General features: G+C 67.0%; 23 protein-coding genes. 10 read left to right on the forward strand and 13 right to left on the reverse strand.

From position 1 onward, the window contains the following. Positions 1-58: 58 nt before the first annotated feature. Genes M3190_RS12095 through M3190_RS12105 form a run of 3 tightly spaced genes read right to left on the reverse strand, consistent with a single transcriptional unit; the run spans position 59 to position 2755 of the window. Positions 59-904 carry a hypothetical protein gene (locus M3190_RS12095; protein ID WP_251581927.1) on the reverse strand — a complete coding sequence of 282 codons (846 nt, stop codon included), beginning with the start codon at positions 902-904 and terminating at the stop codon, positions 59-61. Further along, positions 904-2028: a polysaccharide pyruvyl transferase family protein gene (locus tag M3190_RS12100; protein ID WP_251581938.1), complete on the reverse strand. Its 1125-nt coding sequence runs from the start codon at positions 2026-2028 to the stop codon at positions 904-906. The genes M3190_RS12095 and M3190_RS12100 overlap by 1 nt, the downstream gene beginning before the upstream one ends. Beyond that, the gene (locus tag M3190_RS12105; protein ID WP_251581940.1) at positions 2018-2755 is read right to left on the reverse strand and encodes a polysaccharide pyruvyl transferase family protein; all 738 of its coding nucleotides are present in this window, start codon (positions 2753-2755) and stop codon (positions 2018-2020) included. The genes M3190_RS12100 and M3190_RS12105 overlap by 11 nt, the downstream gene beginning before the upstream one ends. A 295-nt stretch (positions 2756-3050) precedes the next feature. Between M3190_RS12105 and M3190_RS12110 the strand changes: the two genes are divergently transcribed. From M3190_RS12110 to glmM, 4 genes are all read left to right on the forward strand, one after another. Further along, positions 3051-3986 (forward strand): glycosyltransferase, encoded by a 936-nt coding sequence (locus M3190_RS12110; protein WP_251581942.1) that lies wholly within the window; start codon positions 3051-3053, stop codon positions 3984-3986. Between the two features lie 173 nt (positions 3987-4159). Continuing rightward, a complete protein-coding gene (gene rplM, locus M3190_RS12115; RefSeq protein ID WP_064003290.1) occupies positions 4160-4606 on the forward strand; it encodes a 50S ribosomal protein L13 in 447 nt (148 codons plus the stop codon). A gap of 29 nt (positions 4607-4635) precedes the next feature. Continuing rightward, positions 4636-5121: a 30S ribosomal protein S9 gene (gene rpsI, locus M3190_RS12120; protein ID WP_064003289.1), complete on the forward strand. Its 486-nt coding sequence runs from the start codon at positions 4636-4638 to the stop codon at positions 5119-5121. A gap of 7 nt (positions 5122-5128) precedes the next feature. After that, a complete protein-coding gene (glmM, locus tag M3190_RS12125; RefSeq protein WP_251581950.1) occupies positions 5129-6472 on the forward strand; it encodes a phosphoglucosamine mutase in 1344 nt (447 codons plus the stop codon). Between the two features lie 70 nt (positions 6473-6542). On the opposite strand, the gene M3190_RS12130 is transcribed toward glmM, so the two are convergent. From M3190_RS12130 to M3190_RS12150, 5 genes are read right to left on the reverse strand one after another with little or no spacing between them, the layout of a single operon-like run. Then, the gene (locus M3190_RS12130) at positions 6543-8138 is read right to left on the reverse strand and encodes an ABC transporter substrate-binding protein (protein WP_251581952.1); all 1596 of its coding nucleotides are present in this window, start codon (positions 8136-8138) and stop codon (positions 6543-6545) included. 44 nt (positions 8139-8182) lie between these two features. After that, complete coding sequence (locus M3190_RS12135) at positions 8183-8938, reverse strand: ABC transporter ATP-binding protein (RefSeq protein ID WP_251581954.1); 756 nt, start codon at positions 8936-8938, stop codon at positions 8183-8185. Then, a complete protein-coding gene (locus tag M3190_RS12140; protein ID WP_251581956.1) occupies positions 8935-9894 on the reverse strand; it encodes an ABC transporter ATP-binding protein in 960 nt (319 codons plus the stop codon). The genes M3190_RS12135 and M3190_RS12140 overlap by 4 nt, the downstream gene beginning before the upstream one ends. Further along, the gene (locus tag M3190_RS12145; protein WP_251581958.1) at positions 9891-10784 is read right to left on the reverse strand and encodes an ABC transporter permease; all 894 of its coding nucleotides are present in this window, start codon (positions 10782-10784) and stop codon (positions 9891-9893) included. The genes M3190_RS12140 and M3190_RS12145 overlap by 4 nt, the downstream gene beginning before the upstream one ends. Beyond that, positions 10781-11743 (reverse strand): ABC transporter permease, encoded by a 963-nt coding sequence (locus M3190_RS12150; RefSeq protein ID WP_251581960.1) that lies wholly within the window; start codon positions 11741-11743, stop codon positions 10781-10783. Before M3190_RS12150 ends, M3190_RS12145 begins: the two co-directional genes overlap by 4 nt. A 161-nt stretch (positions 11744-11904) precedes the next feature. On the opposite strand from M3190_RS12150, the gene M3190_RS12155 reads away from it, so the two are divergent. Beyond that, positions 11905-12489, forward strand: coding sequence for a PadR family transcriptional regulator (locus M3190_RS12155; RefSeq protein WP_251581962.1), 585 nt, complete (start codon positions 11905-11907; stop codon positions 12487-12489). Between the two features lie 30 nt (positions 12490-12519). Here M3190_RS12155 and M3190_RS12160 read toward each other — a convergent pair whose 3' ends face one another. Beyond that, positions 12520-13185: a cysteine hydrolase family protein gene (locus M3190_RS12160; protein ID WP_251581964.1), complete on the reverse strand. Its 666-nt coding sequence runs from the start codon at positions 13183-13185 to the stop codon at positions 12520-12522. Between the two features lie 90 nt (positions 13186-13275). On the opposite strand from M3190_RS12160, the gene M3190_RS12165 reads away from it, so the two are divergent. Further along, entirely contained in the window at positions 13276-14775 is a 1500-nt protein-coding gene (locus M3190_RS12165) for an MFS transporter (protein WP_251581966.1), read from the forward strand. A 123-nt stretch (positions 14776-14898) separates the two neighbouring features. Continuing rightward, a complete protein-coding gene (locus M3190_RS12170) occupies positions 14899-15930 on the forward strand; it encodes an acyltransferase family protein (RefSeq protein WP_251581968.1) in 1032 nt (343 codons plus the stop codon). 4 nt (positions 15931-15934) lie between these two features. Here M3190_RS12170 and M3190_RS12175 read toward each other — a convergent pair whose 3' ends face one another. Next, complete coding sequence (locus M3190_RS12175; RefSeq protein WP_251581970.1) at positions 15935-17398, reverse strand: glutamate--cysteine ligase; 1464 nt, start codon at positions 17396-17398, stop codon at positions 15935-15937. A 183-nt stretch (positions 17399-17581) separates the two neighbouring features. On the opposite strand from M3190_RS12175, the gene M3190_RS12180 reads away from it, so the two are divergent. The 3 genes from M3190_RS12180 to M3190_RS12190 all read left to right on the forward strand — a co-directional run bounded on the left by M3190_RS12180 (position 17582) and on the right by M3190_RS12190 (position 20974). Beyond that, positions 17582-17752: a CsbD family protein gene (locus M3190_RS12180; protein WP_064003284.1), complete on the forward strand. Its 171-nt coding sequence runs from the start codon at positions 17582-17584 to the stop codon at positions 17750-17752. Between the two features lie 192 nt (positions 17753-17944). Next, the gene (locus tag M3190_RS12185) at positions 17945-19096 is read left to right on the forward strand and encodes an acyltransferase family protein (RefSeq protein ID WP_251581972.1); all 1152 of its coding nucleotides are present in this window, start codon (positions 17945-17947) and stop codon (positions 19094-19096) included. A gap of 54 nt (positions 19097-19150) precedes the next feature. Beyond that, complete coding sequence (locus M3190_RS12190) at positions 19151-20974, forward strand: hypothetical protein (RefSeq protein WP_251581974.1); 1824 nt, start codon at positions 19151-19153, stop codon at positions 20972-20974. Between the two features lie 3 nt (positions 20975-20977). On the opposite strand, the gene M3190_RS12195 is transcribed toward M3190_RS12190, so the two are convergent. The 3 genes from M3190_RS12195 to M3190_RS12205 form a co-directional block, all read right to left on the reverse strand. Further along, positions 20978-21121, reverse strand: a complete 144-nt coding sequence (locus M3190_RS12195) for a hypothetical protein (protein ID WP_251581976.1) — start codon at positions 21119-21121, stop codon at positions 20978-20980. A 218-nt stretch (positions 21122-21339) separates the two neighbouring features. Beyond that, on the reverse strand, positions 21340-22911 hold the full coding sequence (locus tag M3190_RS12200; RefSeq protein WP_251581978.1) for a GMC family oxidoreductase: 1572 nt from the start codon (positions 22909-22911) through the stop codon (positions 21340-21342). Then, the gene (locus tag M3190_RS12205; protein WP_251581980.1) at positions 22908-24269 is read right to left on the reverse strand and encodes an alpha/beta hydrolase; all 1362 of its coding nucleotides are present in this window, start codon (positions 24267-24269) and stop codon (positions 22908-22910) included. The genes M3190_RS12200 and M3190_RS12205 overlap by 4 nt, the downstream gene beginning before the upstream one ends. Positions 24270-24280: the final 11 nt, after the last annotated feature.

Consider the following 24280-nt stretch of genomic DNA (forward strand, 5'->3'; position numbering starts at 1 on the left):
GGCACGCCTTCGGAGACCGTCGTCAGTCAAAGCGGCCCCTTCCTCGCGTTCTCGAGTCTCATCCGCGGAACAGGCGTAGTCGAGAACGGAAGGTCTCGACGGCTGCGCGCGGGCCGATCGCCTCCCACAGGCGGTTCGCTCGGGAGCGGCGCACGGGCAACCCGAACTGCCTGATCAGAGGGGAGGACACTGGTCGTGCGAGCCCTCGGAATGACTTTCCCGAGTGGTTCTCGCCTGTATCGACGTTGTACACCGCGCCGCGGAAGGGAAGCGGTAGAACCTCAAGACCGTGACTGGTAAACCATTCTTCCGCATCCCTGTGCGCCCCAAGGACGTTTGGGAGGGTGTCCCCGAACCCATCGGCGATCGCGGTTTGGCTGCTCTGCGGGGAAAGTGAGGCCGGCACTGCATACGCTTCGAACGGGACTATGAAGGAGGTCCCGCACGTTTTGTTGAAGCGGTCAATCGGTTTGATCACTTCCCGTGTGTGGGAATACATCCAGCCGCTCCGCAGAACCCAGGCCGCATTTCCGTCGCGGCTGGACACGAAGTCAGCGAGCTGATTACTGACATAGTCGTCGGCGTCGAAGATCATTACATGCGTTGGGGCATACTCTCGCGCTGCGAGAAGCCCCGCACCGATTTTTGTGCCCTTATCCCACACGAACGAGGTGCGGTCGGTCCTCGGCCCGTTCGGCGGCGCCGGCGCCTCGAACGCGACGGGGACGAAGACCGTTTTCGGGGGTAGACGGAACGACGGTTCTCGGTTTCCGACCACGATGACCACAAAATCGGATCGCGTCTGGCCAGTGATCGAGTCCAACGTCTCGCGAAGGAGGCTCTCGACCCGCCTGTAGTCAGACGAATTCTGAGGGTGTCGCAGAGAAGTCACGAATGCCAGCATCAGCGCCCCAGCAATCGAAGGATCTCAGCCCGGGCGGCGGGGAGGTCGGCCGCGTAGTGTGCAGTCGAGAAAGCACCGCTGTACTCGTCGTAGATCGCACTGACCTTCCGGTAGTTGTTGTCCATGACAACGTGCGGCACGCTGAGGAGCGCGGCTAGCACGTGAGCGTGAAGGCGGTCGACGACGACTACGCGCGCGGTTCCGTAGAGGTCAGTTGCACAGGCGACGTTGACGGCATTGATCTTCTTAATGAAGCGCGCCCCGAGGCGATCGACCCATCCAGCGGGGAGCCACTGCAATCGCTTGCGTGCTTTTACGTAGTAGCGATAGACCAAAGTTGCCAGGCGTGCCGTACGCCACGGAAGCGAGAATTTGCCTGACGGCCACCAGTCGGTCTTCATAAACGAGGCACCGTTCAGCCACGTAGAGTCCACCTCTGCGAGATTGGATGAGGCTTCCATATCGGCCCGCGCGATCGCGAGAACGTCGACGCGCGGAGTCCTGGGCAGAGGTCTCGATGATTTCCAGCCCAGCGCCATGTCGGGACAGTAGGAGATTCGTACATTTGGGAGCTGATCTGTGGCACGACTCATCGAAATTTCATCTCGGATGAGGGCCACAAAGTCGGGATGCGCCGACAGGACTCGGTCAGCCTGACGCGCTCTGGTTGCATCGCCGAAGAAGATCGACTGAGGCAGTTGGATGATCGGGTAGTCGGGCAGCGCCTGGACCACGATCTCGCGATGGATTTGATGACCCAGCCAGAGGTCGCCAAAATTGCCACCACCGTGCAGGAGTACTGCGCCGCTTGGCATGTTCTTACGGAGCGCGCGTGGATCAAAAGTCCACATGTCAGACACATAGTGGAGTGTCAACCCGAGTTCGCGAACGTACTCAAGCTCGCCAGCCCAGATAAGCGAATCCCCGACGTTACGTTGATTAGGGGCATCAACGATCGCAACGCTTGTGTGGCCCTTTAGCGCTTCGCGAAGGGTTTTCAGCGTCCGCTTGCGTATCGAAGCGAGATGAGCGAGGTCAGATTCGATCAAAGCAATCTCTTTCTCGGAGGCAGCAGGCGATGTGGCGGCGGCGGTGACCCGGGCTCGGCCGATGCTACGTGCCACTCGGCAGTGATCCTTCGACCCAAAGATCGTGCGGGAATGCGTCGATAAGGGAAGTTGGTGACCATCTCAAGAGATCAGCTGGCTGGTCGAGGGTTTCAGCGATGGTCGCGCAGACTTTGGGCATCCTGCGGCCCGTCCCCTCGTAGTAGTCCTGGTACTTGAACAGGTCCTCCTTAGATGGCTGCAGCATTGAGGCTGGGACCCCAAGAGCATCAGCGATGACCAAACCATGCAGGGAGGACGCCGCGACGAACTCGGATTGAGCGATGGTGGCGACCACCTCACGAATCGGTAGACGCGGGCTGAGTGCTTCCGCGCGATGGCGCCAGGTCTCCTCGTCGTGAAGGTTGGGCACAATCGTCAACGGCCGCGTCGGGGTCGCCCTCTTGATGTCGTTTAGTGCAGGGTATAAGAGGGCCGGATCGCCAAAGACATCGGGGACGGCGACCCCTCTTTTGCGGAGAACATCTGCTGTCAGCGGGCCTCTCACGGCTCGCACGTCCAGTCGTATCGCTCTAATCTGCGAGAGTGGGATCTTGCCGTTGATGCCGCTGCCCCAGACGACGTCGTCGTCCTCGGCGAAGTGAAGGATCGACCCCACCGCGAGGAGGCGTCTGTCTCCAGGGCGCGAACGAGTCGCGTTTCCGACCAGCGTGCGCACTACCTCCGGTCCGATCAGGTCCCCGAAGTTGTTCGTGAGCCGACCCTTTGGGAGGATCGCGCCCATGCGTCCGCGTACCAATGGTCGCCGCGGATTCCAATGAAAGACGTCGACGTTCCCGATCTGAAGCACGAATCGATCTCCCGTTGAACAGCGGCCGGGGTGACCGCGGCGATGAGTCTAGCTGTGCTCGGTTACCTCCTCGTTTCGGGCTGACTCATGTTCGTCATCGGGCTGAGATAGCGTTCGCGTCATGACAGGAGGACCTTTATTCGTGCGTAGATCCGCGAGGTCATCAGTTCAGGTTCTTCATAGTGTGAAGCCGCCAAACGAGCGGACGAACCCGTTTGTCGAATTGCATGTGACGAACCTGCCCAGCACCATCGAATCCCGTTGGTTTTCATGGAGGCTTGCACTTTTCGGCGCTTACGATGTTTTGCACTTCCAGTGGCCTGAGAACCTTCTGCGGGCATCGGGAAGCTTCAAGCGCCTCGCAAAGCGTGCGGCGTTCGCCATGCTCCTGATTCGCTTGCGGCTAGGCCGGCGCCCGATCGTCGTGACGATCCATAACCTTGCTCCGCACGAAACCCAGTCGCGCATCGAAGAGTTTCTATTGAAGCGAATCCATTCGGCCGCGGCGGCCTTCGTGGCTTTGAATGACACCGAGGACCTATCGCGGTGGGGGCAAACGCGTGTTGTCACGATTCCGCATGGTGATTATCGACAGAAGGTATCGAGACGGTCGCCGGAGTCAGCCGTGGAGAGGCGAGTGCTCTTCTTCGGTTCAATACGCAGTTACAAGAACGTGCCGTCCCTCATCCACGCAGCGGCGGGTGTGGATGGAGTGGAAGTGATTGTCGCCGGAAAGCCGTGGAACTCCCAGATAGGTGCCGATATCAAACGGGCCGCACATCAGTACGGGAACGTCGTGCTCCGATTGGACGAGCTCCCCGAATCCGAGCTGTTCCCGCTCATTGCCACGGCAGAGACCGTTGCGGTCCCATACACGTCGCTGTACAACTCCGGAGTGATTTTCCTCGCGCTCACCATCGGGGTTCCGGTCCTTGCGCCGTCCACCGCATCGACGCGCCGCCTCAGAGATGAGGTTGGTCCACAATGGTTGAGTCTGTACGACGGCGACCTCACATCGGCGGACGTCGCGCGCGCTCTCGACGTAGCTCGAAGTCTGCGCACTCAACGCGAAAATCCAGGTCCTCGACTGAACGAGAGAGATTGGCGGAGGATTGGGCAGGCGTACGAGCAACTCTATTGGAGCGTGGTTTCCGACCAACCATGATGGTGACGTCATGGCAGCGGTCGTGTACCCTTGACATTTGGTGCCTGCGCCCTGCTGGCCTCGCACCGCGAACGTGAGCCCTCCACTGGCGTGTTCGACCGGCATCCCGAGCGAACCACCCCGGAGTGGGATTCACGAACCTCTCCGTTCGAATCTATGAAAGCAGCACTACTGTGACGCGCACGTACACCCCCAAGGCCGGTGAGATCACCCGTGAGTGGGTGGTCATCGACGCATCCGATGTCGTCCTCGGCCGCCTCGCCTCGCACGCTGCCACGCTGCTGCGCGGCAAGCACAAGCCCACCTTCGCGAACCACGTCGACACCGGCGACTTCGTGATCATCATCAACGCCGACAAGGTGGCCCTCACCGGCCAGAAGCTCGAGCAGAAGAAGGCCTACCGCCACTCGGGTTACCCGGGCGGCCTCAAGTCGGTCACCTACTCCGAGCTCCTCGAGAAGAACCCGGTGCGGGCCGTCGAGAAGGCCGTCCGCGGCATGCTCCCCAAGAACAGCCTGGGTCGCCAGCAGCTGTCCAAGCTGAAGGTCTACGCCGGTGCCGAGCACCCGCACGCGGCCCAGCAGCCCACCACGTACACCTTCGACCAGGTCGCCCAGTAAGCGCCGCAGAGAAGAACAAGGATTATCTGATGGCGAAGATCGCTGACTCCCTCGACCAGACCCCCGAGAACTACTCGACCGAGACCCCGGCCGCCGCTGAGGCCGCCCCGGCTCGCCCCGTCCTCTCCGTCCCCGGCGCAGCCGTGGGTCGCCGCAAGCAGGCCATCGCCCGCGTGCGCCTGGTTCCCGGCTCGGGCACCATCACGGTGAACGGCCGCACCATCGAGGACTACTTCCCCAACAAGCTGCACCAGCAGCTCATCAACGACCCGTTCACGGTCCTCGGCCTCGCCGGAGGCTACGACGTGATCGCCCGCATTTCGGGTGGTGGCCCCTCGGGCCAGGCCGGCGCCCTGCGCCTCGGCATCGCGCGTGCCCTCAACGAGATCGACGCCGAGAACAACCGCCCGACCCTCAAGAAGGCCGGCTTCCTCTCGCGTGACGCTCGCGTCAAGGAGCGCAAGAAGGCTGGTCTCAAGAAGGCGCGCAAGGCTCCCCAGTACTCGAAGCGTTAATCCTTCGATGGCACTGTTCGGGACGGACGGTGTGCGGGGCCTCGCAAACGGCCCCCTCACCGCCGATCTCGCGCTCACCCTGGCCCAGGCGACCGCGGTCGTCCTGGGCCAGGGTCGTATCGCCGAAGCCCGTCGCCGCAGCGGACGCCGCCTCACCGCGGTCGTCGCACGCGACCCGCGGGTCTCGGGTCACTTCCTCAGCGCAGCCGTCGCCGCGGGACTGGCCTCGTCGGGCGTGGACGTGCTCGATGCCGGCGTGCTGCCGACCCCGGCCGCCGCGTTCCTCGTCGGTGACATCGACGCGGACTTTGGCGTCATGATCTCGGCCTCGCACAACCCGGCTCCCGACAACGGCATCAAGATCTTCGCTCGTGGCGGCGTCAAGCTGCCCGACGTAGTCGAGCAGCGCATCGAAGAAGCCATGAGCGGCCCGAAGCTCGCACCAACCGGGGGAGCGGTCGGCCGCATCCGCCGCTTCGCTGATGCCGAGGACCGCTACGTCGTGCACCTGCTCGCGTCACTCCGCACCAGCCTGCGCGGCCTGCACGTCGTGCTCGACTGCGCCAACGGTGCGGCGTCCGGCGTCTCGCCCGAGACGTTCCGGGATGCCGGGGCCAAGGTCACCGTCATCGGTGCCGACCCCGACGGCATGAACATCAACGACGGTGTCGGTTCCACCCATCTCGACGTGCTCGTCGCCGAAGTGCTGCGAACCGGTGCCGACCTCGGCATCGCCCACGACGGTGACGCCGACCGCTGCCTCGCCGTCGACGCCGACGGCCGCACCATCGACGGCGACCAGATCATGGCGATCCTCGCTGTGTCGATGAAGGAGCGCGGGCTGCTGAAGGACGACACGCTCGTCGCGACCGTGATGAGCAATCTCGGTCTGCATCGCGCGATGGCGGCCCACGGCATCCACCTCGAAACGACCGCCGTCGGCGACCGCTATGTGCTCGAGCGCATGAACGAGGGCGGCTTCTCGCTCGGCGGTGAGCAGAGCGGCCACGTCATCATGAGCGACTACGCCACCACGGGTGACGGCCTGCTCACTGGCCTGCACCTCGCGGCGGAAGTGACTCGTCAGCGGAAGCCGCTGTCGGAGCTCGCCGAGGTCATGACGGTGTTCCCGCAGGTGCTCATCAACGTGAAGGGTGTCGAGCGGTCGCGCGCGACGGATGTCGATGTGCTGTCGGCCGTTGCTGAGGCGGAAGCCGAGCTCGGTGATTCGGGGCGGGTGCTTCTGCGCCCGTCGGGGACCGAACCGCTCGTGCGTGTGATGGTCGAGGCGGCGTCCGAGGCGGACGCGAAGCGGGTCGCGGAGCGTCTCGCAGAGGTCGTGCGCGGCTGATCAGAGCCGACACGGCGAAGGGCGGAGGGTCCAGCATGACGCCGGAACCCCCCGCCCTTCGCTCGTGGGGTCAGTCAGCCATCGAGATGCCGGTGAAGTCGATCCACCAGCTCTTCGGCTGCTCGAAGCCCTGCACCGCGGAGGACATTGCACGAGGTGCGGTGTCGTTGACCACGAACATCCATGCGGCATCCTCCGTCACGAGGTGCCCCACCTCGGTCAAGAGGGCGGCTCGCTCGTCGTCGTCCACCGTCACCAGCGCCTGGTCGTACAGCGCCTGTGCCTCTTCGTTGCAGTACCCGAAGAAGTTGCCGTCGCACCCGAACCAGAACCCGTTCCAGCTCGACGGCTGCTCGAGGCTGAACGCCTGATTCGCGGCCTGCCATCCGGTGTTCCCCTCACCGAGCTTCGCGTACATGCCCGAGAAGTCCACCGGCTCCAGAGACACGTCGATGCCGACTTCCGCGAGCTGCGCCTGGAGGGCCTCATTCATGGCGCGTGCCTGCATTGCGCCCGATCCTGCGGTGATGTAGCCGACAGTCACGTCCAGGCCGTCCGGGTACCCCGCCTCGGTCAGGAGCTCGCGCGCCCGGTCGGGGTCGTAGGAGTAGATGTTGTCCTCCTCGGTGTAATAGAGGCTCGCTTCGGCGAACATCTGATACGCCGGCGCGGCGGTTCCGTGCAGGAGGTCATCCGCGATCGCCTCCCGATCGATGGCGTAGTTCATGGCCTGACGCACGCGGATGTCGTCGAACGGTTCCTCGCCGGTCATGAGCTGCCACGACCACTCCCAGTCGAAAGCGTTGCCCGTCGCCACGAACCCTGCGGACTCGAGGCTCTCGAGGTCGTCAGGAAGCGCGGCCTCGATCCAATCGACCCGTCCCGACCGGAGCGCGGCGGTCCGTGCGGAGGGATCCGGGATCAGTTCGACGGTCAGCCGGTCCAGCTTGGGCACATCGCCCCAGTAGTCGTCGTTCCGGACGAAGGAGATCGATTGATTCTGCTCGAGCGAATCGAAGACGAACGGGCCCGTCCCGACCGGGTTGGTGGCTTGCCCCGCGGCGCCTGCCTCCTCGAGCGAATCCGGGCTGGCGAAGTACACGTTGTACAGGTCGGCCAAGAAGAACGCGAACGGCTCCTTCAGCGTGAAGGTCACTGTCATGTCATCGACCTTCTCGACGTTGTCGACGAACGTCAGGACCGTGTAGTACGTGATGAGCACGGGATCGTAGTTCGGGTCGTTCTCATCCATGTAGCGCGTGATGTTGTAGATCAACGCGTCGGCATTCCATTCAGCGCCGTCGTGGAACGTCACCCCCTCCTGAAGGGCGAAGGTGTAGGAAAGGCCGTCGTCCGAAACCTCCCACGACGACGCCAGCGCGGGCGCGACTCCGGCCGGCGCATTCGGGTCGGACACGTCGCGCTTGGTCAGCCCCTCGTAGACCAGGTTTCCGATGAGGCGCTGGCCTTCGTATCCAGCAGTCGTGATCGCGCCCGTGTCCAGGCTCGGGAACGACGCCATCTGCGAGGCGATGACGAGCTCCTGCTCGCCCCCCGAGTCACCCGTCGAGGATGAACCGGCGCAGGCTGCGAGGGCTAGTCCGCCCGCCACCAGGATGGCTGTGGCGGCCACCGCGCGGCGAGATCGTGCAATGAAGTGGTGCATGTGACTCCTCAGGTGACTCTGTCGGGTGCGGGATGGAGCATTCTTCAGGCGTGCATCACGGAACGAGCTGCCAGAAGTTCTTGGGTATAGGGATCGGCGGGCGCCGCCAGGACTGAATGCGTCTCGCCGCTTTCGACGACCCGGCCACGGTTCAGCACGAGGAGGTCATCGGCGATGTGCTCGACCACGGCGAGATCGTGTGTGATGAAGAACATCGCCACGCCGAGCTGCTTCTGCAGATCGGCGAACGTGTTCAGCACCTGCGCCTGAACGGACTTGTCGAGCGCCGAGACGGCCTCATCGCACACGAGCAATCGGGGGCGACTGGCGATCGCCCGGCCGATGGCGACGCGCTGCGCCTGTCCGCCCGAGAGTTCGTGCGGGTAGGCGTGGGTGTAGTCCGCCGTCAACGAGACCATCTCGAGCAGGTCCGCAGATCGCGCTCGCCATTCGTTGCGAGGCACGCCCTGTGCTCGCAATTGGAACGCCAGATTCTCCCCGACCGTCATCGCCGGGTTGAGGGCGTTTCGCGGATCTTGCGGTACGAGCTGGAACATGCGACGCGCGCGCCGAAGGGTCGAACGACTCATCGAGAAGAGATCGTGGCCATCGAGTGTGACGCTGCCCGCATCCGGAGTGAGGAGGCGCATCACGATGCGACCCAGCGTGGATTTCCCACTCCCCGACTCGCCGACGACGCCGAGAGTGCGTCCCGGCTCGATCGCGAAGTCGACGTCATCGACGGCGGTGAAGCCCCCGAATCTCTTGGTCACTCCGACACCGCGCAGTACCGCTGTCATGCTGCCTCCTCCTCGCCCGCGGCCACGGCGTGGCCAGGCGCGACCTCGCGCAACGGACCCCAATCACGGCGGGTGCGGACGTCTTCGGGAACCACTGCCAGCGACCCTCGCGCCACTGCGGCGGACGGCTCGGCTGCCATCAGCGCCTGCGTGTAGGGATGCTGCGGATTGCGGAGCACCTCGGGCGCGTAACCCAACTCGACGATCCGACCCCCGAGCATCACGGCGACCCGATCGTGAGCCTGAGAGGCGATCAGCCCGGCGATGCCGATGTCATGGGTGATGAACAAGATGGCGGTGTGGAGGCGTTCACGCAGATCGTCGAGCAGCCCGACGACATGCCGGCCGACCGACGCGTCCAACGCGCTCGACGGCTCATCGGCGACGATTAGCTCGGGTCCGCAGCTGATGGCGATGGCGATGGCGATACGCTGCCGCATCCCACCCGACACCTCGTGCGGGTAGCACCGAAGCACGCGCCGAGGCTCGCGGATCTGCACTCGCTCGAGCAGTTCCTCGGCACGGAGCATGGCATCGCGTCGCGACGTCACCTGCCGGTGCTGCAGCAGTGTCTCGGCGATCTGGCCCCCGATCCGGCGCATCGGGTCGAGCGACGAGTTCGGATCCTGCGGCACCATGCCGATGCGCTCGCCGTGCAGTCGACGAAGCTCGCGGGCTGACGCCTGGACGAGGTCGACGCCGTCGAAGACGGCGGAACCCGTCACACGGGCGGTCTTCGCCGAGAGCCCGGTGATCGCCCGCGCGAAGACCGACTTCCCGCTGCCGGATTCGCCCAGGAGGACCGTGACCTGTCGACGCTCCAAGCCGAGACCGAGATCCTCGATCACCGTGCGATGCGAGCGCCCAGCCTGCGGGAATCGCACGGTGATGCGGGAGGCGTCCAAGACGAGGGGAACGGCGGGATCCAGCCCCCCGGCGGGTGTGACGTCGGTCATGACTCGCGTCCCTTTCCAGAGATGGCATCCCGTACGCCGTCGCCGACGAGAGGGAAGAGCATGGAGAGCAGCAGGATCATGACCACGGGAGCGAGCGCCAAGCTGGGATCGCTGTACACGGCCGCCTGCATCTCGTAGAGGATCGACCCGAGCTCCGGTTGAGGTGACGGCACGCCCAGTCCGATGAACCCGAGGCCTCCCGAGATGGCGACGTTGGCACCCACCAGCGATGTCGAGTAGGCCAGCACGGCCGGCAGGGACACCGGAACGATCTGGCGCACCAGGATGGAGGCTGCGGTCGCGCCGCTCGATCGGGCTGCAGTCACGAAGTCCAGCTCACGGATTCGTGAGACCTCGGTCTCGGCGATCCGTGAGACCGGTGCGATCCAGACGAGAGTCAGCGCGAGGAGGAGCGTTCCGAGGCCGACCCCCATCGAGATCGCCAGGAGGAGTGCCAGCAGAACGCCGGGGAAGGCGAAGAGCAGATCCACGCCACGCATCAGCACCGTGTTCACGAATCTGCCGGACAGGCCGGCGACCGTGCCGATCGCGAGCCCGATGACGGTCGCGATGACGATGGGGACCACCCCGACGATCAGTGACGTGCGCGTTCCGTACACGAGCCGACTGAGCATGTCCCGGCCCTGCGTGTCGGTCCCGAGCACGTGCCCCTGGCTGAAGAAGGGGAGGAGTCGCTCCGACAGGCTGCCGGTGAGGGGGTCGGCCAACGGGAGCAGCGGCGCGGCGAGAACTGCGGCCGCCAAGCACATGATGATGACCAGTGCGACTTTGGAGCGGAGCGGCATCCGACTCAGCAGAGACCGACGGTGGAAACGGGGTGCCGTCGCCGTTGCGGCCGGCGACAGGCGGGCCCCTGACAGGAGGGTCATGCGCGTCCCTTTCGGATGCGGGGATCGAGGAGGGCGTTGACGACGTCCGCGAGCAGCAGCACGACGACGAACACCATGGCGATCAGCAGAGCGACAGCCTGAACGAGCGTGTAATCGCGAAGGCTGACCGACTGCACGATGAGAGCACCCAGCCCGGGGATGCTGAAGATCTGCTCGACGAACAGAGCGCCTCCGAGCATCGTCCCGACTTGGATCCCCAGGACGGTGATCATCGGGGGGAGCGCGTTGTGGTGCGCGTGGATCGCGAGGCGCCACGGCGCGAGCCCACGGGCTTGCAAGGTGGGCAGGAGATCGGTGGCCTGCAACGTCGCGATGGACGTCTTCAGCGACCGCGCCATCTGAGCCCCGGGTGCCAGCGCCAGTGCCAGGGCGGGAAGGAAGAGGTGCGACAGGATGTCGCCGGCGCTCCCGTCGCCGCGAGTCGCGACCCCGCCCGCGGGGAACGCGGGGAGGAGGACGGCGAAGACGATGAGAAGGACGAGCGCGATCGTGTACTGAGGCGCCGAGAGGAAGAACGACTCAGCCCCGTCGATGGTCCGCCGCACGGCTCGCCACCTTGTCGTGGCGAGGTTCCCCATGATGAGAGCCAGTGCGATGGCCATGACGCTGGCCAGGCCCCCCAGCATCATCGTGTTGACGAGGGCGGGGCCGATGATGTCGGTGACGGGTCGGCCTTGACTGTACGAGTAGCCGAGGTCGCCGCCGATGAGCTGTCCGAGCCAGAGGGAGAGCTGCGTGACGATCGGCTGATCCAGCCCCATCACCGCTCGCAGCTGCTCGCGTTCCTCGGGGCTGCTCTCAGTGCCGAGTATCGTCAGGGCAGGATCGCCGGGGATGGCACGGATGGCGAAGAAGACGACGATCGCGATGAACAGCGCGGTGATGACCGTCATGACGGCGCGACCGGCAACCAGCCGGAGGAACCGGTTCTGTGTCATGGCTTTGTAGTCCATAATTGGAATTATGCACTGAGGTACTGTTTCGGTACTGTTTCCAGACGGTGACGCTTCTCGCAGCGGCCGCCGATCCCCTCGCGGGAGCCGATCTGTCGTTAGCATGAGCGCGACTTTCGACACTGTTCGTCGGAGAAAGGACACGTATGGCACTGCGCCACGCGATACTCGCCGCATTGTCGAGGGGTAAGCCGCGCACCGGCTACGACCTCAACGCGAGCTTCAACGACGTCAATGACCGCGCCTGGCACGCCAGTCCGTCGCAGGTCTACTCCGAGCTCACGAAGATGGAATCCCGCGGGCTGATCGAGATCAGCGAGCGCAACGAGCGGGGCCGCACGAGCTACGTCATCAGCGACGCCGGCTACGACGAGCTGCGTCGGTGGCTCCTGCATGATCAACCGGACCACGGCGTCCGGGACGATGCGGCGCTGCGTCTGCTGAACCTCTGGGTGCTGCAGAGGGATGAGGCGGAGTATCTGCTCGACGCCGAGGTCGCATTCCAGCGGCAGCGCCACTTCAGCCTCTCCCACCTGCTCGACAACTGGGAGGACGAGCGCGAGGACCACGACAGTCCGGTCTGGCGCAATCGACGAGCGCTCTACACGCTCTGGCTGCGGCAGACGTCGTTGACTCTGGACTGGCTCGAGCAGCTTCGAGAGGTGCTCACGGACCCGGATGCCTCGGTGGCGGCGGTCATGCCGCACGCCGAGCACGCGACCCGGCGCTGACGAGATCGCCGGGTCGCGGTCGGCTCTCGGTCACGCCGGGATGGTGCTCAGATCTTCGGCCGTCCGCCCGTAGCCCGGAGTCGTGAAGCGGCGATCCCACGCGGCTGAATCCGCAATGAGCTCACGCCAGGGAGCGACCTCGACGTACAGAACGCGAAGCGAGTCGAGTCCGTTGATGTGGAGTGCCTTGCCGTCGGTCGACACCGCGTCCTCGGGGACGGCCACATCGAAGTTCTTCATCATCGCGGTCCTCGACGTCGTCTCGATGCAGACGTTGGTCTGCAGCCCCGCGACGATCAAGCGGGTCACGTCGAGGTTTCGCAAGATGGGGTCGAGATCCGTGTTGAAGAAGGCATCCCACCGGTGCTTCTCGATGACGATGTCGCCATCGGCGGGCGCAACGGCATCGAGGATCTGGGACGCCCACTCCCGGTCGTCTCCGATCGGTGACTCGTCGGGAGCGTCGGCCAGGAGCCGCCGCATGCTGGGCGTCATGTCCGCGCCATCTGCGCGGGATGTCTGCCGCGTATAGATCACGGGCATGCCCACGCGCCGCGCCTCAGCCAGCAGTGCCGCGCACTCCGCGACCACGGCGTCGAAGTTGTAGATGGGAGGCCAACCGAGCGCACTGCGGCGCTCTTGCTCCAGGTACATGTTCTGCATGTCGATCATGATCAGCGCCGTGCGACCGCTCATTTCAAACCCAATCTCGTAGTGTGTTCCGGTACTCCAATACTGTTATATGGTTTCAGACGTTACGACGGTATTTCCGTGGAGAGGATCCGGATGACTCGGCGCAGGAAGATTGCGGGACCGTTCCTCGACGCCGGATCCCCGCGCAGCAGAAGACTCGTCTTCGTCGTACTCGTCGGGGCCGCCGCGCTCACCATCCTCGACGTGTCCAAGCTGGGCATCGCCCTTCCGGTCATCCAAGAGGACATGGGCGGCGACCCCATCACCATCCAATTGATGCTCGTCGGCTACACGCTCGCGTACGCCGCCACATTGCTCCCGGCGGGCCGGATCGGAGACGTGCTCTCCCGTAAGGGGGTGTTCCTCACCGGGCTCGCGATCTTCACGGCGTCGAGCGTCGTCTGCGCCGTCGCGCCGACGGTCGAGGTTCTGGTACTCGCTCGGGTCGTGGAGGGGGTCGGTGCAGGCCTCCTGATGCCGCAGGTTCTGGGTCTCATCCAACGCATCTATCCCGCCGCGGAGCGTGCCAAACCGCTGGCGGCGCTCGCAGCTGTGACCTCGCTCACGTCCCTCCTCGCACCGGTCCTCGCGGGGGTCATCATGGACAATTTCGCCCCGGAGATCGGCTGGCGAGTGCTCTTCCTGGTGACCGTGGCCGTAGGTGTCGTCCTCATTCCGGCGACGATCGTCGTCGTCCGGGAGCCTCCGACCGAACGTCGGCGTGGGTTCGACGGAGTCGGTGCGGGACTGCTCGCGGCCGGTGTCATCCTCACGATCGCGCCTTTCAGTGCCGTCTCGCAGTCGCTCCCTTTCGCCCCCTGGATGCTGATCGTCACCGTTGTCGGGTGCGTCCTTCTGGGTGTGTTCGTCGTTCATGAACGACGGACGGTCCGCCGCTCGCGTGAGCCGCTCGTCGACCCGACCCTCTTCCGGCTTCCGCATCTCAGCAGCGGGGTTCTCATCTCGGGCTTCATGCACGCGGCGGGCACCGCCGGAACGCTCATCGTCACGATCGCTCTGCAGCAGATCGGCTTGCTCACGCCGCTGGAGACCGCTCTGTGGATGCTGCCGGCAGCCGCCGCGAGCATCGCCGGCTCATGGCTCGCGAGTCGCGTCTCGCCGACGAACGGGGTCGTCGTAGCCATGGGCACCGGAGTCGGTGCCGTCGCTGTCGCCGCGAGTGGGCTCGCATTCGCCGTCTCTCCGCGGGACGCCCTGCCGGCGCTCGTCGCCGGCCTGCTCTGCGTGAGCTCATTCGGTGCCGGGCTGGCGGCGCCGGCCAATCAGGCGCGCACCCTGCTGCACGCGCCGGGGCATCGATCCAGCGTCGCCGGGTCATTGATCCAGTGCGCACAGCGCGTCGGGTCGGCTGTCGGTATGGCACTCGCGTTGATCGTCTACTACGCGCACCTCACCGACCTCACATTCGCCGGACAGCCCTCGAGCGGTCCGGCGTTGGCTCTCTGGATCGTGAGCATCTTCCTCGTCGCTGCGGCGGTCGTCGCGATGGTGGATCGCGTGCGGCGCCCATCGAGGGCGCCCGGTACCGACTTTTCGCGCGAGGAGCCGGTCGTCACGTCGGCGGTGATGTGAGACGGGCTTGGGGACCCATTACTCGCGCAGCACATCTATGTGAGACGCGGCATCCCCTGTAACCTCCGGAGGGTGAGGGGACCACACCGTTTTCGCACGCTTGGGGGCGTGTACGACCCGCGGATGAACGCGCTCAATTTCATCCGCCTGATGCTCGCCGTGTCGGTGATCGTCTGGCATTCGTTTCCGCTGACCGGGAATCCGGTCGAGTGGCCGGCGCTCCGGCAGGCGCTCGGGGAGCTCGGCGTCGACGGCTTCTTCGCCATCAGCGGGTTCCTCATCTACGGCAGCTGGAAGCGCAATCCGAACTGGTGGCGCTACCTCGCCGCCCGGGCCCTCCGCATCTTCCCGGCCTTCTGGGTGTGCCTCATCGTCACGGCGTTCCTCATCGCGCCGATCACCACCGCGCTGGTCACCGGTCGCAGCTACATCGACGTCATCTCCGTCGAGAACGTGAAGTACGTGGTGCAGAACGCTGCGCTGCGCATCTTCGACCACAGCATCGCCGGCACACCGCTCAACGTCCCCTACCCGGGGTACTGGAACGGATCGCTCTGGACCCTCTTCTGGGAGTTCCTCTGCTACCTCGGCGTCCTCACCCTCGGATTGCTCGCCCTCTACCGGTTCCGCGCCACGGTCCCGCTCATCTTCGGCCTGACCTTCCTCGGCCTGCTCGCCACCGCCTACGGTCCTGTCGAGAACTACTGGGCTGTGCACGGATCGCGCTTCGGTATCATGTTCGCGGCCGGCATGCTGATCGAGCAGTACGCCCGCCGCATCCCGGTCAGCTGGCCGCTTCTCGGAGCCGCAGCCGTCGTCACGGCCGCGAGCATGCTCCTCCCGGACTACCGGGTCGTCGGCGCGCTGCCGTGGGCCTACCTGATGCTCGGGCTCGGCGCGATGCTCAAGCACCCGCGCCTCAAGCTTGAGAACGACATCTCCTACGGCGTCTACATCTACGGGATGCCGGTGCAACAGGTGCTCGCCAGCTTCGGCCTCGCCGCGCTCGGCGTGCCGCTCTTCGGCATCCTGTCGATCCTGCTCACCCTGCCGCTCGCTGCGGCGAGCTGGTTCCTGCTCGAGCGTCACGCGATGAAGCTGCGCCCGGGGCGGCGGGTGCAGCGGAACGTGCAGACCGAGGCGGTCGCCGGCTGACGCCTCAGCTCCAGGTGTGCACCGGCTCGTTCGTGTGCATCGCCTCGCGATACTCGAGCAGCGTTGCGCGCAGGGCGTCGAAACGCTCCATGCCCTCGCGCGCCCGCATCCGCTTCGCGAACCACTCCGCCCCGTTCGTCTTCGCGACGCACCGGCCCTCGATGATCCCGAGGTAACGGTCGCGCTCAGCGGGGGAGACGCCCCATGCGTCCAGGCCGTCCGCCGCGAGCGGCAGCAGCGTCTCGAGGATCAGCTCCGTCGCCGGCACCTGACCGACGCCCGGCCACGACAGGCGCGCCTCGATGCCGTCGCGCGCCGCCGACAGGAAGCTCTCGCGTGCCGTCGCGAACGGCATGCGCGACCACACGGGGCGCTCATCCTCCGCCAGCGAACGCACGAGGCCGAAGTAGAACGCGGCGTTCGCAACCGTGTCGACCACCGTCGGCCCGGCGGCGAGGATCCGGTTCTCCACCCGCAGGTGCGGCATGCCGTCGGCGACGTCGTACACCGGGCGGTTCCACCGGTAGACCGTGCCGTTGTGCAGCTTCAGCTCGGCCAGCGACGGCACGCCGCCCGACTCGAGCACCTCGAGCGGGTCCTCGTCGTCGATGATCGGCAGCAGCGCCGGGAAGTAGCGCACGTTCTCCTCGAACAGGTCGAACACCGACGTGATCCAGCGCTCGCCGAACCACACCCGCGGACGCACGCCCTGCGCCTTCAGCTCCTCGCTGCGGGTGTCGGTCGCCTGCTCGAACAGCGGGATGCGCGACTCGCGCCACAGCTCCTTGCCCAGCAGGAACGGCGAGTTCGCCGCCGCCGCGAGCTGCGCACCGGCGATCGCCTGCGACGCGTTCCAGTACGACGCGAACTCCGCCGGTGAGGTCTGCACGTGGAACTGCGTGCTCGTGCACGCCGCCTCGGGCACGATCGAGTCCGTCGTCGTCTCCAGCCGCTCGCGACCGGCGATCGAGATCGCGATGTCCTCGCCGCGCGCATCGAGCACCTGCTCGTTCAGCAGGTCGTACCGCGAGTCCGCGCTCAGCGTGCTGCGGCCCAGATGCCGCTCCGCCAGCGTGGGCAGGATGCCGATCATCACCAGATACGCGCCGAGATCCTCGCTCCGCACCTCGGCGTCGTTCAGCCGCTGCCGCATGCCCTCCTCGAACGTGGTCAGACCGCCGTCGCGGAGCTTCGCCGGCGGCACGTTGATCTCGACGTTGAACCGCCCCAGCTCCGTCACGAACGCCGGGTCCGCGATCGCCCGCAGCACCTGCTCGTTCCGCATCGCGGGGTCACCCACGGAGTCCACGAGATTCAGTTCGAGTTCGAGCCCCGTCATCGGGTCATCGGTGTCGAAGCGGGCTTCGCGCAGCATCCGCTCGAAGACGTCGAGATTGCGACGGATCTTCTCCCGGTGAAGGGTGCGGTCGGCTCCGGTGATCTCTTGCTTCTCGACTTCTTCTCCCACCCCGCCACGATAGGTCGGGCGGAGGGAGGGGGCGGGGCGGTTGACAAGGCCACCGCCGTCGACCATGACGCGCTAACTCATCCCGGTCCGAATTGCCAGGGGTTGGCTCGTTCCCTGCCGCTGCCTAGCGTGGTCAGTCCCGGAACGCTCCGCTTCCGGGTGGATCGACGGAAGGACCAGATCATGGGACTCGACGACAAGATCAAGAACGCCGCTCAGGACCTCACGGGTAAGGGCAAGGAAGCTGCCGGCAAGGCGAGCGACAACGAGCGACTCGAAGCCGAAGGCCACCAGGACCAGACCGAGGCCAACCTCAAGAAGGCCGGCGAGAACGTGAAGGACGCGTTCAAGTAAGCCTCTCCACCGAACGCCCGGGCCCGCCACGGACCCGGGCGTTCGTCGTTCCCTGCCGCCTCGATCCGATGACTCACAGACGGATGCCGGGGCCCGCGACACCCGTTCACGTACACTTCACTCGACGTTTTCCCCCGACGTGACGCGTGATCCCCCCTCTCCACGGCCGTCGGCGGACGCTTCGGGAGATCCATGAAACGGCTGACATCGCTCGACGGTCTGCGCGGTCTCGCCGCGCTCATCGTCCTGGTGCACCACATCATGCTGACGTTCCCGCTGTTCGCGGAGCCCTATCTCGAGGGCCGCGCCGAGAACGGTCTTCCCGAGCTGCTCGCCTACACGCCTCTGCACATCTTCTGGGACGGCGCGGGCGCCGTCTTCATCTTCTTCGTCCTGAGCGGTGTCGTTCTCACGCTGCCCGTCCTGAAACAGGGCCGCGACTTCTCCTGGGTCGGCTACTACCCGCAGCGACTGCTGCGCCTCTACCTTCCGGTGTGGGCGGCGATCATCGTCTACCTCGGATGGGTGCTGATCATCCCGCGCGACCGCGGCATGGAGAGCGCCTGGCTCGACATCACGAGCAAGCCCGTGAGCCCCGAGGCGATCTGGGGCGATGCGACCCTCCTCTTCGGCACCGGGGACCTCGTCAGCCCGCTGTGGTCGCTCCAGTGGGAGATCGCGTTCTCGTTCCTGCTGCCGGTCTTCGTGTTCCTCGGCGTCCGGTTCGCCCGCTACAACTGGATCCTCGCGATCGCCGCGATCGTGGGCATCGGCGTCTCGGCATCCCTCGGCAACCGGGCCCTCGTCTACCTGCCGATGTTCCTCATCGGCGTCGTCATCGCCACCTGGCTGCCGACCATCCGGGAGTGGAGGCCGAGCCGGGGCACGCAGGCGCTCCTCCTGCTCGTCGCACCGATCCTGCTCGTCTCCCCGTGGCTCATCCGGCCGTTCGAGTCCCTCCGGTTCCTCGTCAAGCCGTTCGACGCGGTCACCACGATCGGCGCCGTGGTCGCCGTGATCGCCGCCATCGTCGTGCCGATCTTCCGGCGCTTCCTCGAGAGCCGCGTCATGCAGTGGTTCGGGCTCATCTCATTCAGCCTGTACCTCGTCCACGAGCCGGTCGTCATCTCCATGGCGCACCTGTTCGGCGACCAGAACCTCCGCATCGCCGCGCTCGTGAGCATCGTGCTGTCGATCCCGCTGTCGTGGGTGTTCTTCAAGATCGTCGAGATCCCCAGCCACAAGCTGTCGCGCCGCGTCGGCGACGCCGTCCGCGCACGGACGAAGAAGCGGCCGCAGCCGCACGCGCCGATCGCCCCCGACGTGCACGCACATCGCGCCTGACCCCTCGCTAGACTGGCGCCGGGCCAGCCCGGGCCCACCGGGGAAAGACGAAACATGGCCGGGGGAGATCCCGCACCCGCCGCCGTTCGGCGACGCATCGGTCTCGGCGCTCACGTGTGGTGGGATGCCGTGACCAGTGGTGCCTTCTTCTCGCCCGCTGCGCTGTGGATCAGCATCCTGATCTCGGTCACCGTCATGGCCCCGTTCCAACACGTCGGCGACGTCGTCGGATTCGCCCACGTGATGTTCGTCGGCTTCCTCGGGTGGGCAGCGCTCGCGCTGCTTCTCGTTCCTGTCGCGCTCGCCGAGCGACGTCTGCGTCGCCCGTCGCACCGCGGCATCCTCGTCCTCGCGGCGGTCGCCCTCGCCGCCGGCATCCGCCCGTTCGTCAACGAGGCCATCTACGTCGGGCTCTACGACGTCGCCCCCGACTTCGAGGCACTGGCGGCGCGCGTCGTGTCGAACATGTTCGTATGGCTCGCGGGCCTCTCGATCATCGCGATGACCGTGCGCTCCATCGAGCTGACCCGAGGTTCGCGCAGGCGGCTCACCGACGCGATCGCGGCACTGACCACCGGGCAACGCCGGCTCGCACGGTTCGAGTCCGAGAACCGGGCCGAGCTGGCGCCGCTCATCTCACGACTGCGCCGCCGGCGCGACGAGATGCTCAGCGGGACGATCGACTTCACCGCTGTCCGGGACTACGCCGACGAGGTGCGCACCGCCAGCCACCGCCTCGAGGAACGCGCCGGACTCGACCTGCGCGCCGTCGAGGGTGACACGGGCGAGCACAGGATAGACACCACGTCGCGCTCGCCACTGACGATGCTCCGCCCGGCGCCGTATCTGCTCACCGGGTTCGTCTTCCTCGTCGGCGCCGTGCCCTACGCCTTCCAGTCGAACGGACCGTGGGCGGCGGTCGCCGCGATACTCGCCGGCGCGCCGGTGACGCTGGCTGCCGACACGATCATCCGCTGGCTGTCGCGCAGGAAGGCGCCGGCGCGTCGCGGACGGATCCTCGTCGCCGTGTGGCTCGCCGCCGGGGTCGGGATGACCGTCGTGGCCTGGGTCATCCTCGGACCGGACGATCCCACCCGGTTCGTGCCGCTCATCTCGTTGCCGCTCGTCGCGATCGCGTTGGCCGCGTGCGCCGACGCCATCGCCCGCGCAGCCGACACCGCCCACCGTCTCGAAGCAGTGCTGAGCCTCGTGGCGCGGACGCTGACCGCGAAGACCGCGTCGGCACGCCGCCCGCTGCGGAATGCGGCGCACGTGCTCCACGGGCGCGTGCAGGGCAGATGCGTCCTGCTCGCGGCGGCGGCCGACGAATGGGAATTGACCCCGGAGGACATCGAGGCCTTCCGGCGAGAGACCGATGCCGCCTTCGACTCGATCCTCGCGTTCATCGCCGAAGCCGACTCGGTCGCGCTCGAGGGAACGCTGCAGAGCGCCCACGAGGACCTCTTCGAGCTCCTCGCCACCTGGCGCACGGTGCTCGGGGTGTCGAGCGAGATCTCGGCGGAGGCGACCGACGCGCTGCAGGAGCCCGCGTTGTCACGCCGGGTGGCGACCGTCGTCAACGAGGGGTTCGTCAACGCGATCAAGCACTCCGAGGCGAAGGACGTGTGGCTCTCGATCGACGTCGTCGACGGCGCGCTCCTCGTCCGCACGTGGTCGCGCGGAGTGCTCGACCGCGTACCTGCCGTGGGACCCGAGCTGCGCGGGATCGACGTGCTGGGGGCCGGGTCGAGGATCTATCAGCGCGACGACACCGTCGTGCTCGAGGTGCCGGTGCCGCTCAGCCACGAAGCCGCGATCGCGGCGGCCCCTGCGACGCGACGGCACTGGTGGGCGCCGCGAACGTCGAGTGTCGGCTGAGGGTCAGTACTCCATGAGCGCCGCGACGACCAGTGCGATGGCGCCGAGTGCGACCACGACCAGCGCGACGTAGGCCCACCACGGCAGTCCCGGCGGCTTCGGCGCGGAACGCTTGCGACGGCGACGGGTCGACGAGCGAGCAGACATGAGTTCCTCCCCCAGGACGGTGTTTCGTCGCCGTTGACGAGGATCTGCGGTCAGGCTAGCGCAGCCGTGTGTCGGGGTCGTTGCGTGCGGCGGAGGCGTCGGGTCGCTGCTCGCGGATGCAACGGATGCCGGGCGACACCCGGCATCCGTGGGTCGGACAGCGGCGTGTCGCATCGGATCCATTGCATCCGCGAACGCGGCGGTGACGGAGGAGCGCCTCAGCGCCCCGCGAGCATGAGGTCGGCAGTGCGCAGCGACAGGGCCATCTGCGTGAGGGCCGGATTCGCGGTCAGAGCGCTCGGGAAGGTCGAGTTGTCGCAGATCCAGAGGTTCTCCACCTCGTGGGACCGACCGGATGCGTCGACGACGCCGTCCTCGGGATCGTCGCTCATGCGCGCGGTCCCGAGAGTGTGGCACGAGCGCTGCGTGACCCGCGTGCTGCGTGCGCCCGCGGCGCGCAGGATGCGCTCCATGACGGCCACACCGTGCCGGTCGATGGCCCGCTCGTTGTCACCCTGCGAGAACGTGATCTCGGCCCTCGGCATCCCGTCCTCGGCGAGTTCGTCGCTGAGCGTCAGGGCGTTGCGGTCGTCGGGCAGGCACTCGCCGTTCATGCCGACGCCCGCGCTGAACGGGTACTCGTCGATCGCCGACATCAGGTCCTCGCCCCACAGACCGGCACCGCGCACGAGCTGCGTGCCGAAGTTCAGCGGCATCACGCCGAGACTCTGCAGGAGGTAACCGCCGATGAAGTCCGCGTCCTCGGGGCGCACGAAGTCCTCGCTGATGATGGACGACGGGTAGCCGCGATACCCGCGGATCGGTTCGTCGAACCGGCCCCACACCTGCACGCCGCCGTGTGCCATGAACCCCCGGCCCACCACACCGTTCGCGTTCGCGACATCCGTGTGCAGCAGAAGCCGCGGCGTCTCGACGCCACCCGCGGCGAGCACCAGCGCCGCGCATCGCTGGCGCACGTCGACCCCGCCCGAGCGGTACACCACGGCGGTCACCCGTCCGGCGGCATCCCGTTCGATCCCGTGCACGAACGAGTCCGGGCGCACCTCGGCGCCGGCCGCCACGGCGGCGGGCAGGTAGGTGTTCGCGGTCGTCGCCTTCGCGCCGAACCGGTCGCCCTGGTGGATGTCGCCGTTGTCGAGCGTCGCGGGCCGCAGGCCGTAGTGCGGCTGGTCGCGGTCGTGGGTGAGGATCGCGGCGGGGCCGTCGGTCGCGGTGATGCCGAGCGCCTCGCAGCCGCGGATCATCACGTCCGATGAGCCGTTCCGACGGACCGGCGGGTATGCGTAGCGGCGCGACGGGTCCCAGGGATAGTGCGCGGGACCGCTCACGCCGATGTCGGACTCGACGCGCTCGATGTAGCGGATCAGCTCGGCGTGGTCGATCGGCCAGTCACGGCCCTCGCCCGTGTCGCTGCGCAGCCGCAGGTCGCGGGCATCCGGACGCGGCGTGAACGCGCCCCAGTGCAGGGTGCTGCCGCCGACGCCGTACCCGCTGTTGTTCGGCCCGAACGCGGTCGGATCCGCACCGCCGCTGAGGCGCTCGGACATCCAGTTGATCTTCGTGGACTCGAGCTCGTCGGGCGTGAACTCGCTCGGCGCGAAGTCCGGGCCCGCTTCGAGCGCCACGACGCGCAGCCCTGCCGCGGCCAGACGTGCGAGCAGGGGAGCGCCGCCCGCCCCCGTACCGACCACGACGACGTCGACGACCTCGTCCAGGTCGAAGCGCCGCATCCCGGGGGCATCCGTCACCCGTCGACCGTCGCCGCTCATGCTGCACCCTCCCCGAGCTCGGCCGGCTCCCACGACTCGCGTGCACCGCCGGAGATCACCGTCCACCCCACGGGGCGCTCGCCCGTCCCCCCGACCGCGAAGCCGTCGAACCCGATCCGTGCCAGCGACGCCGGGTGCGACAGCCACATGCGCAGCAGGTCGTTGCGTGCGTCCTCGAACCAGGAGCGGATGCCGTCGGCCGACAGACCGGCAGCGGGCATCCCGTCGGTGATGAGACGCGTGATCAGCGCGCGCTGCTCCGCGGCATCCTCCGGCCAGACCTGGGCTATCGCGTCCAGCCCGCGCGCGTAGGCGATCGTGTCATCGGGGGAGCCCGCGGGCCGCCAGCCGTCCCCGCCGCCGTCGGCGAGCATGTCGTCGATGCGCGCGGCGAGGTCGATCGCAGCCCCGTGCTGCGGCACGATCCGCGCGGCCAGCTGCCGCAGGGTCGCCACCTGCGCGTCGGTGAGCGCGCGCGGCACGCGACGCGGGTCGTCCGCGATCGCGCGGTGCGCGAGAGTGCGCCGCACCGCGACGTCCACGCGGGTCGACCCGAGCACACGTCCCCACTCCGCGGGGATCGTCGGGGCTGAGGTGCCAATCGCGTCCCACAGCTCGGCCAGCGCCGCCGCGACCCGCTCGGGAGCCTCGTACGGCAACAGGTGACCGACACCCGGCATCCGCTCGACACGGGCGCGGGGGTAGACGTCGGCGACCAGTGCAGGCTGCGCGTCCGCGCCGAGCGCGTCGTCGTCCTCACCGGCGAGGACGACGACGGGCAGGTCGAGCACTCCGACCAGGCCGGTGGCGTCCTCCAGGCTGCCCGAGGTGAGCCACTCCCGCCACGCGGATGCCGGCTGTCGCACGACCGCGTCGACCGCGGACTCGTGCAGCTCACCGGGAAGCGGGGCGGCGACGTTCGCGGCGATGAAGGCGGCGGCATCCTCCCGTGACAGGTGCTCGCCCTGCGCGGTCGCGAGCATCTCGCCGCGCTTGTCGTCGGCCATCGGCTCGGGCGTCGGGGGAGAGGGAGCGAGCAGCACCGCGCCCACGAGACCGAACAGCGGCTCAGTGCCCGAGAGCACCCGCGCCATGACGCGCGCCGCGACCTTGCCGCCGAGGCTGTGTCCGCAGACGAGGAAAGGCCCGCCGTCGGCTTCGGCGACGATCCGCTCGAGCGCGGTGTCGGCGAGGTCATCGACGGATGCCGCCCGGCCGCGGTCCAGAAGGTCGATGCCCACGATGCGCAGCCGCGGGTGGGCGGCGGCGACGATCGGGTCGGCAGCGGCGGCATCCAATCCCAATCCGGGCAGGAAGAAGATGGTGCACTCGTGGGTGGGGGACGGGTCGCTCGGCACGCGCTCACTCT

Source organism: Microbacterium oleivorans, assembly GCF_023715745.1.
Lineage (GTDB): Bacteria > Actinomycetota > Actinomycetes > Actinomycetales > Microbacteriaceae > Microbacterium > Microbacterium oleivorans_D.

Bases quoted from the DNA above. Each gene is read 5' to 3' on its own strand.
- M3190_RS12095 (WP_251581927.1), bottom strand. From the start codon at position 904: ATGCTGGCATTCGTGACTTCTCTGCGACACCCTCAGAATTCGTCTGAC.
- M3190_RS12105 (WP_251581940.1), bottom strand. From the start codon at position 2,755: ATGGGCGCGATCCTCCCAAAGGGTCGGCTCACGAACAACTTCGGGGAC.
- rpsI (WP_064003289.1), top strand. From the start codon at position 4,636: ATGGCGAAGATCGCTGACTCCCTCGACCAGACCCCCGAGAACTACTCG.
- glmM (WP_251581950.1), top strand. From the start codon at position 5,129: ATGGCACTGTTCGGGACGGACGGTGTGCGGGGCCTCGCAAACGGCCCC.
- M3190_RS12130 (WP_251581952.1), bottom strand. From the start codon at position 8,138: ATGCACCACTTCATTGCACGATCTCGCCGCGCGGTGGCCGCCACAGCC.
- M3190_RS12135 (WP_251581954.1), bottom strand. From the start codon at position 8,938: ATGACAGCGGTACTGCGCGGTGTCGGAGTGACCAAGAGATTCGGGGGC.
- M3190_RS12140 (WP_251581956.1), bottom strand. From the start codon at position 9,894: ATGACCGACGTCACACCCGCCGGGGGGCTGGATCCCGCCGTTCCCCTC.
- M3190_RS12145 (WP_251581958.1), bottom strand. From the start codon at position 10,784: ATGACCCTCCTGTCAGGGGCCCGCCTGTCGCCGGCCGCAACGGCGACG.
- M3190_RS12150 (WP_251581960.1), bottom strand. From the start codon at position 11,743: ATGACACAGAACCGGTTCCTCCGGCTGGTTGCCGGTCGCGCCGTCATG.
- M3190_RS12155 (WP_251581962.1), top strand. From the start codon at position 11,905: ATGGCACTGCGCCACGCGATACTCGCCGCATTGTCGAGGGGTAAGCCG.
- M3190_RS12160 (WP_251581964.1), bottom strand. From the start codon at position 13,185: ATGAGCGGTCGCACGGCGCTGATCATGATCGACATGCAGAACATGTAC.
- M3190_RS12165 (WP_251581966.1), top strand. From the start codon at position 13,276: ATGACTCGGCGCAGGAAGATTGCGGGACCGTTCCTCGACGCCGGATCC.
- M3190_RS12170 (WP_251581968.1), top strand. From the start codon at position 14,899: ATGAACGCGCTCAATTTCATCCGCCTGATGCTCGCCGTGTCGGTGATC.
- M3190_RS12180 (WP_064003284.1), top strand. From the start codon at position 17,582: ATGGGACTCGACGACAAGATCAAGAACGCCGCTCAGGACCTCACGGGT.
- M3190_RS12185 (WP_251581972.1), top strand. From the start codon at position 17,945: ATGAAACGGCTGACATCGCTCGACGGTCTGCGCGGTCTCGCCGCGCTC.
- M3190_RS12190 (WP_251581974.1), top strand. From the start codon at position 19,151: ATGGCCGGGGGAGATCCCGCACCCGCCGCCGTTCGGCGACGCATCGGT.
- M3190_RS12195 (WP_251581976.1), bottom strand. From the start codon at position 21,121: ATGTCTGCTCGCTCGTCGACCCGTCGCCGTCGCAAGCGTTCCGCGCCG.
- M3190_RS12200 (WP_251581978.1), bottom strand. From the start codon at position 22,911: ATGAGCGGCGACGGTCGACGGGTGACGGATGCCCCCGGGATGCGGCGC.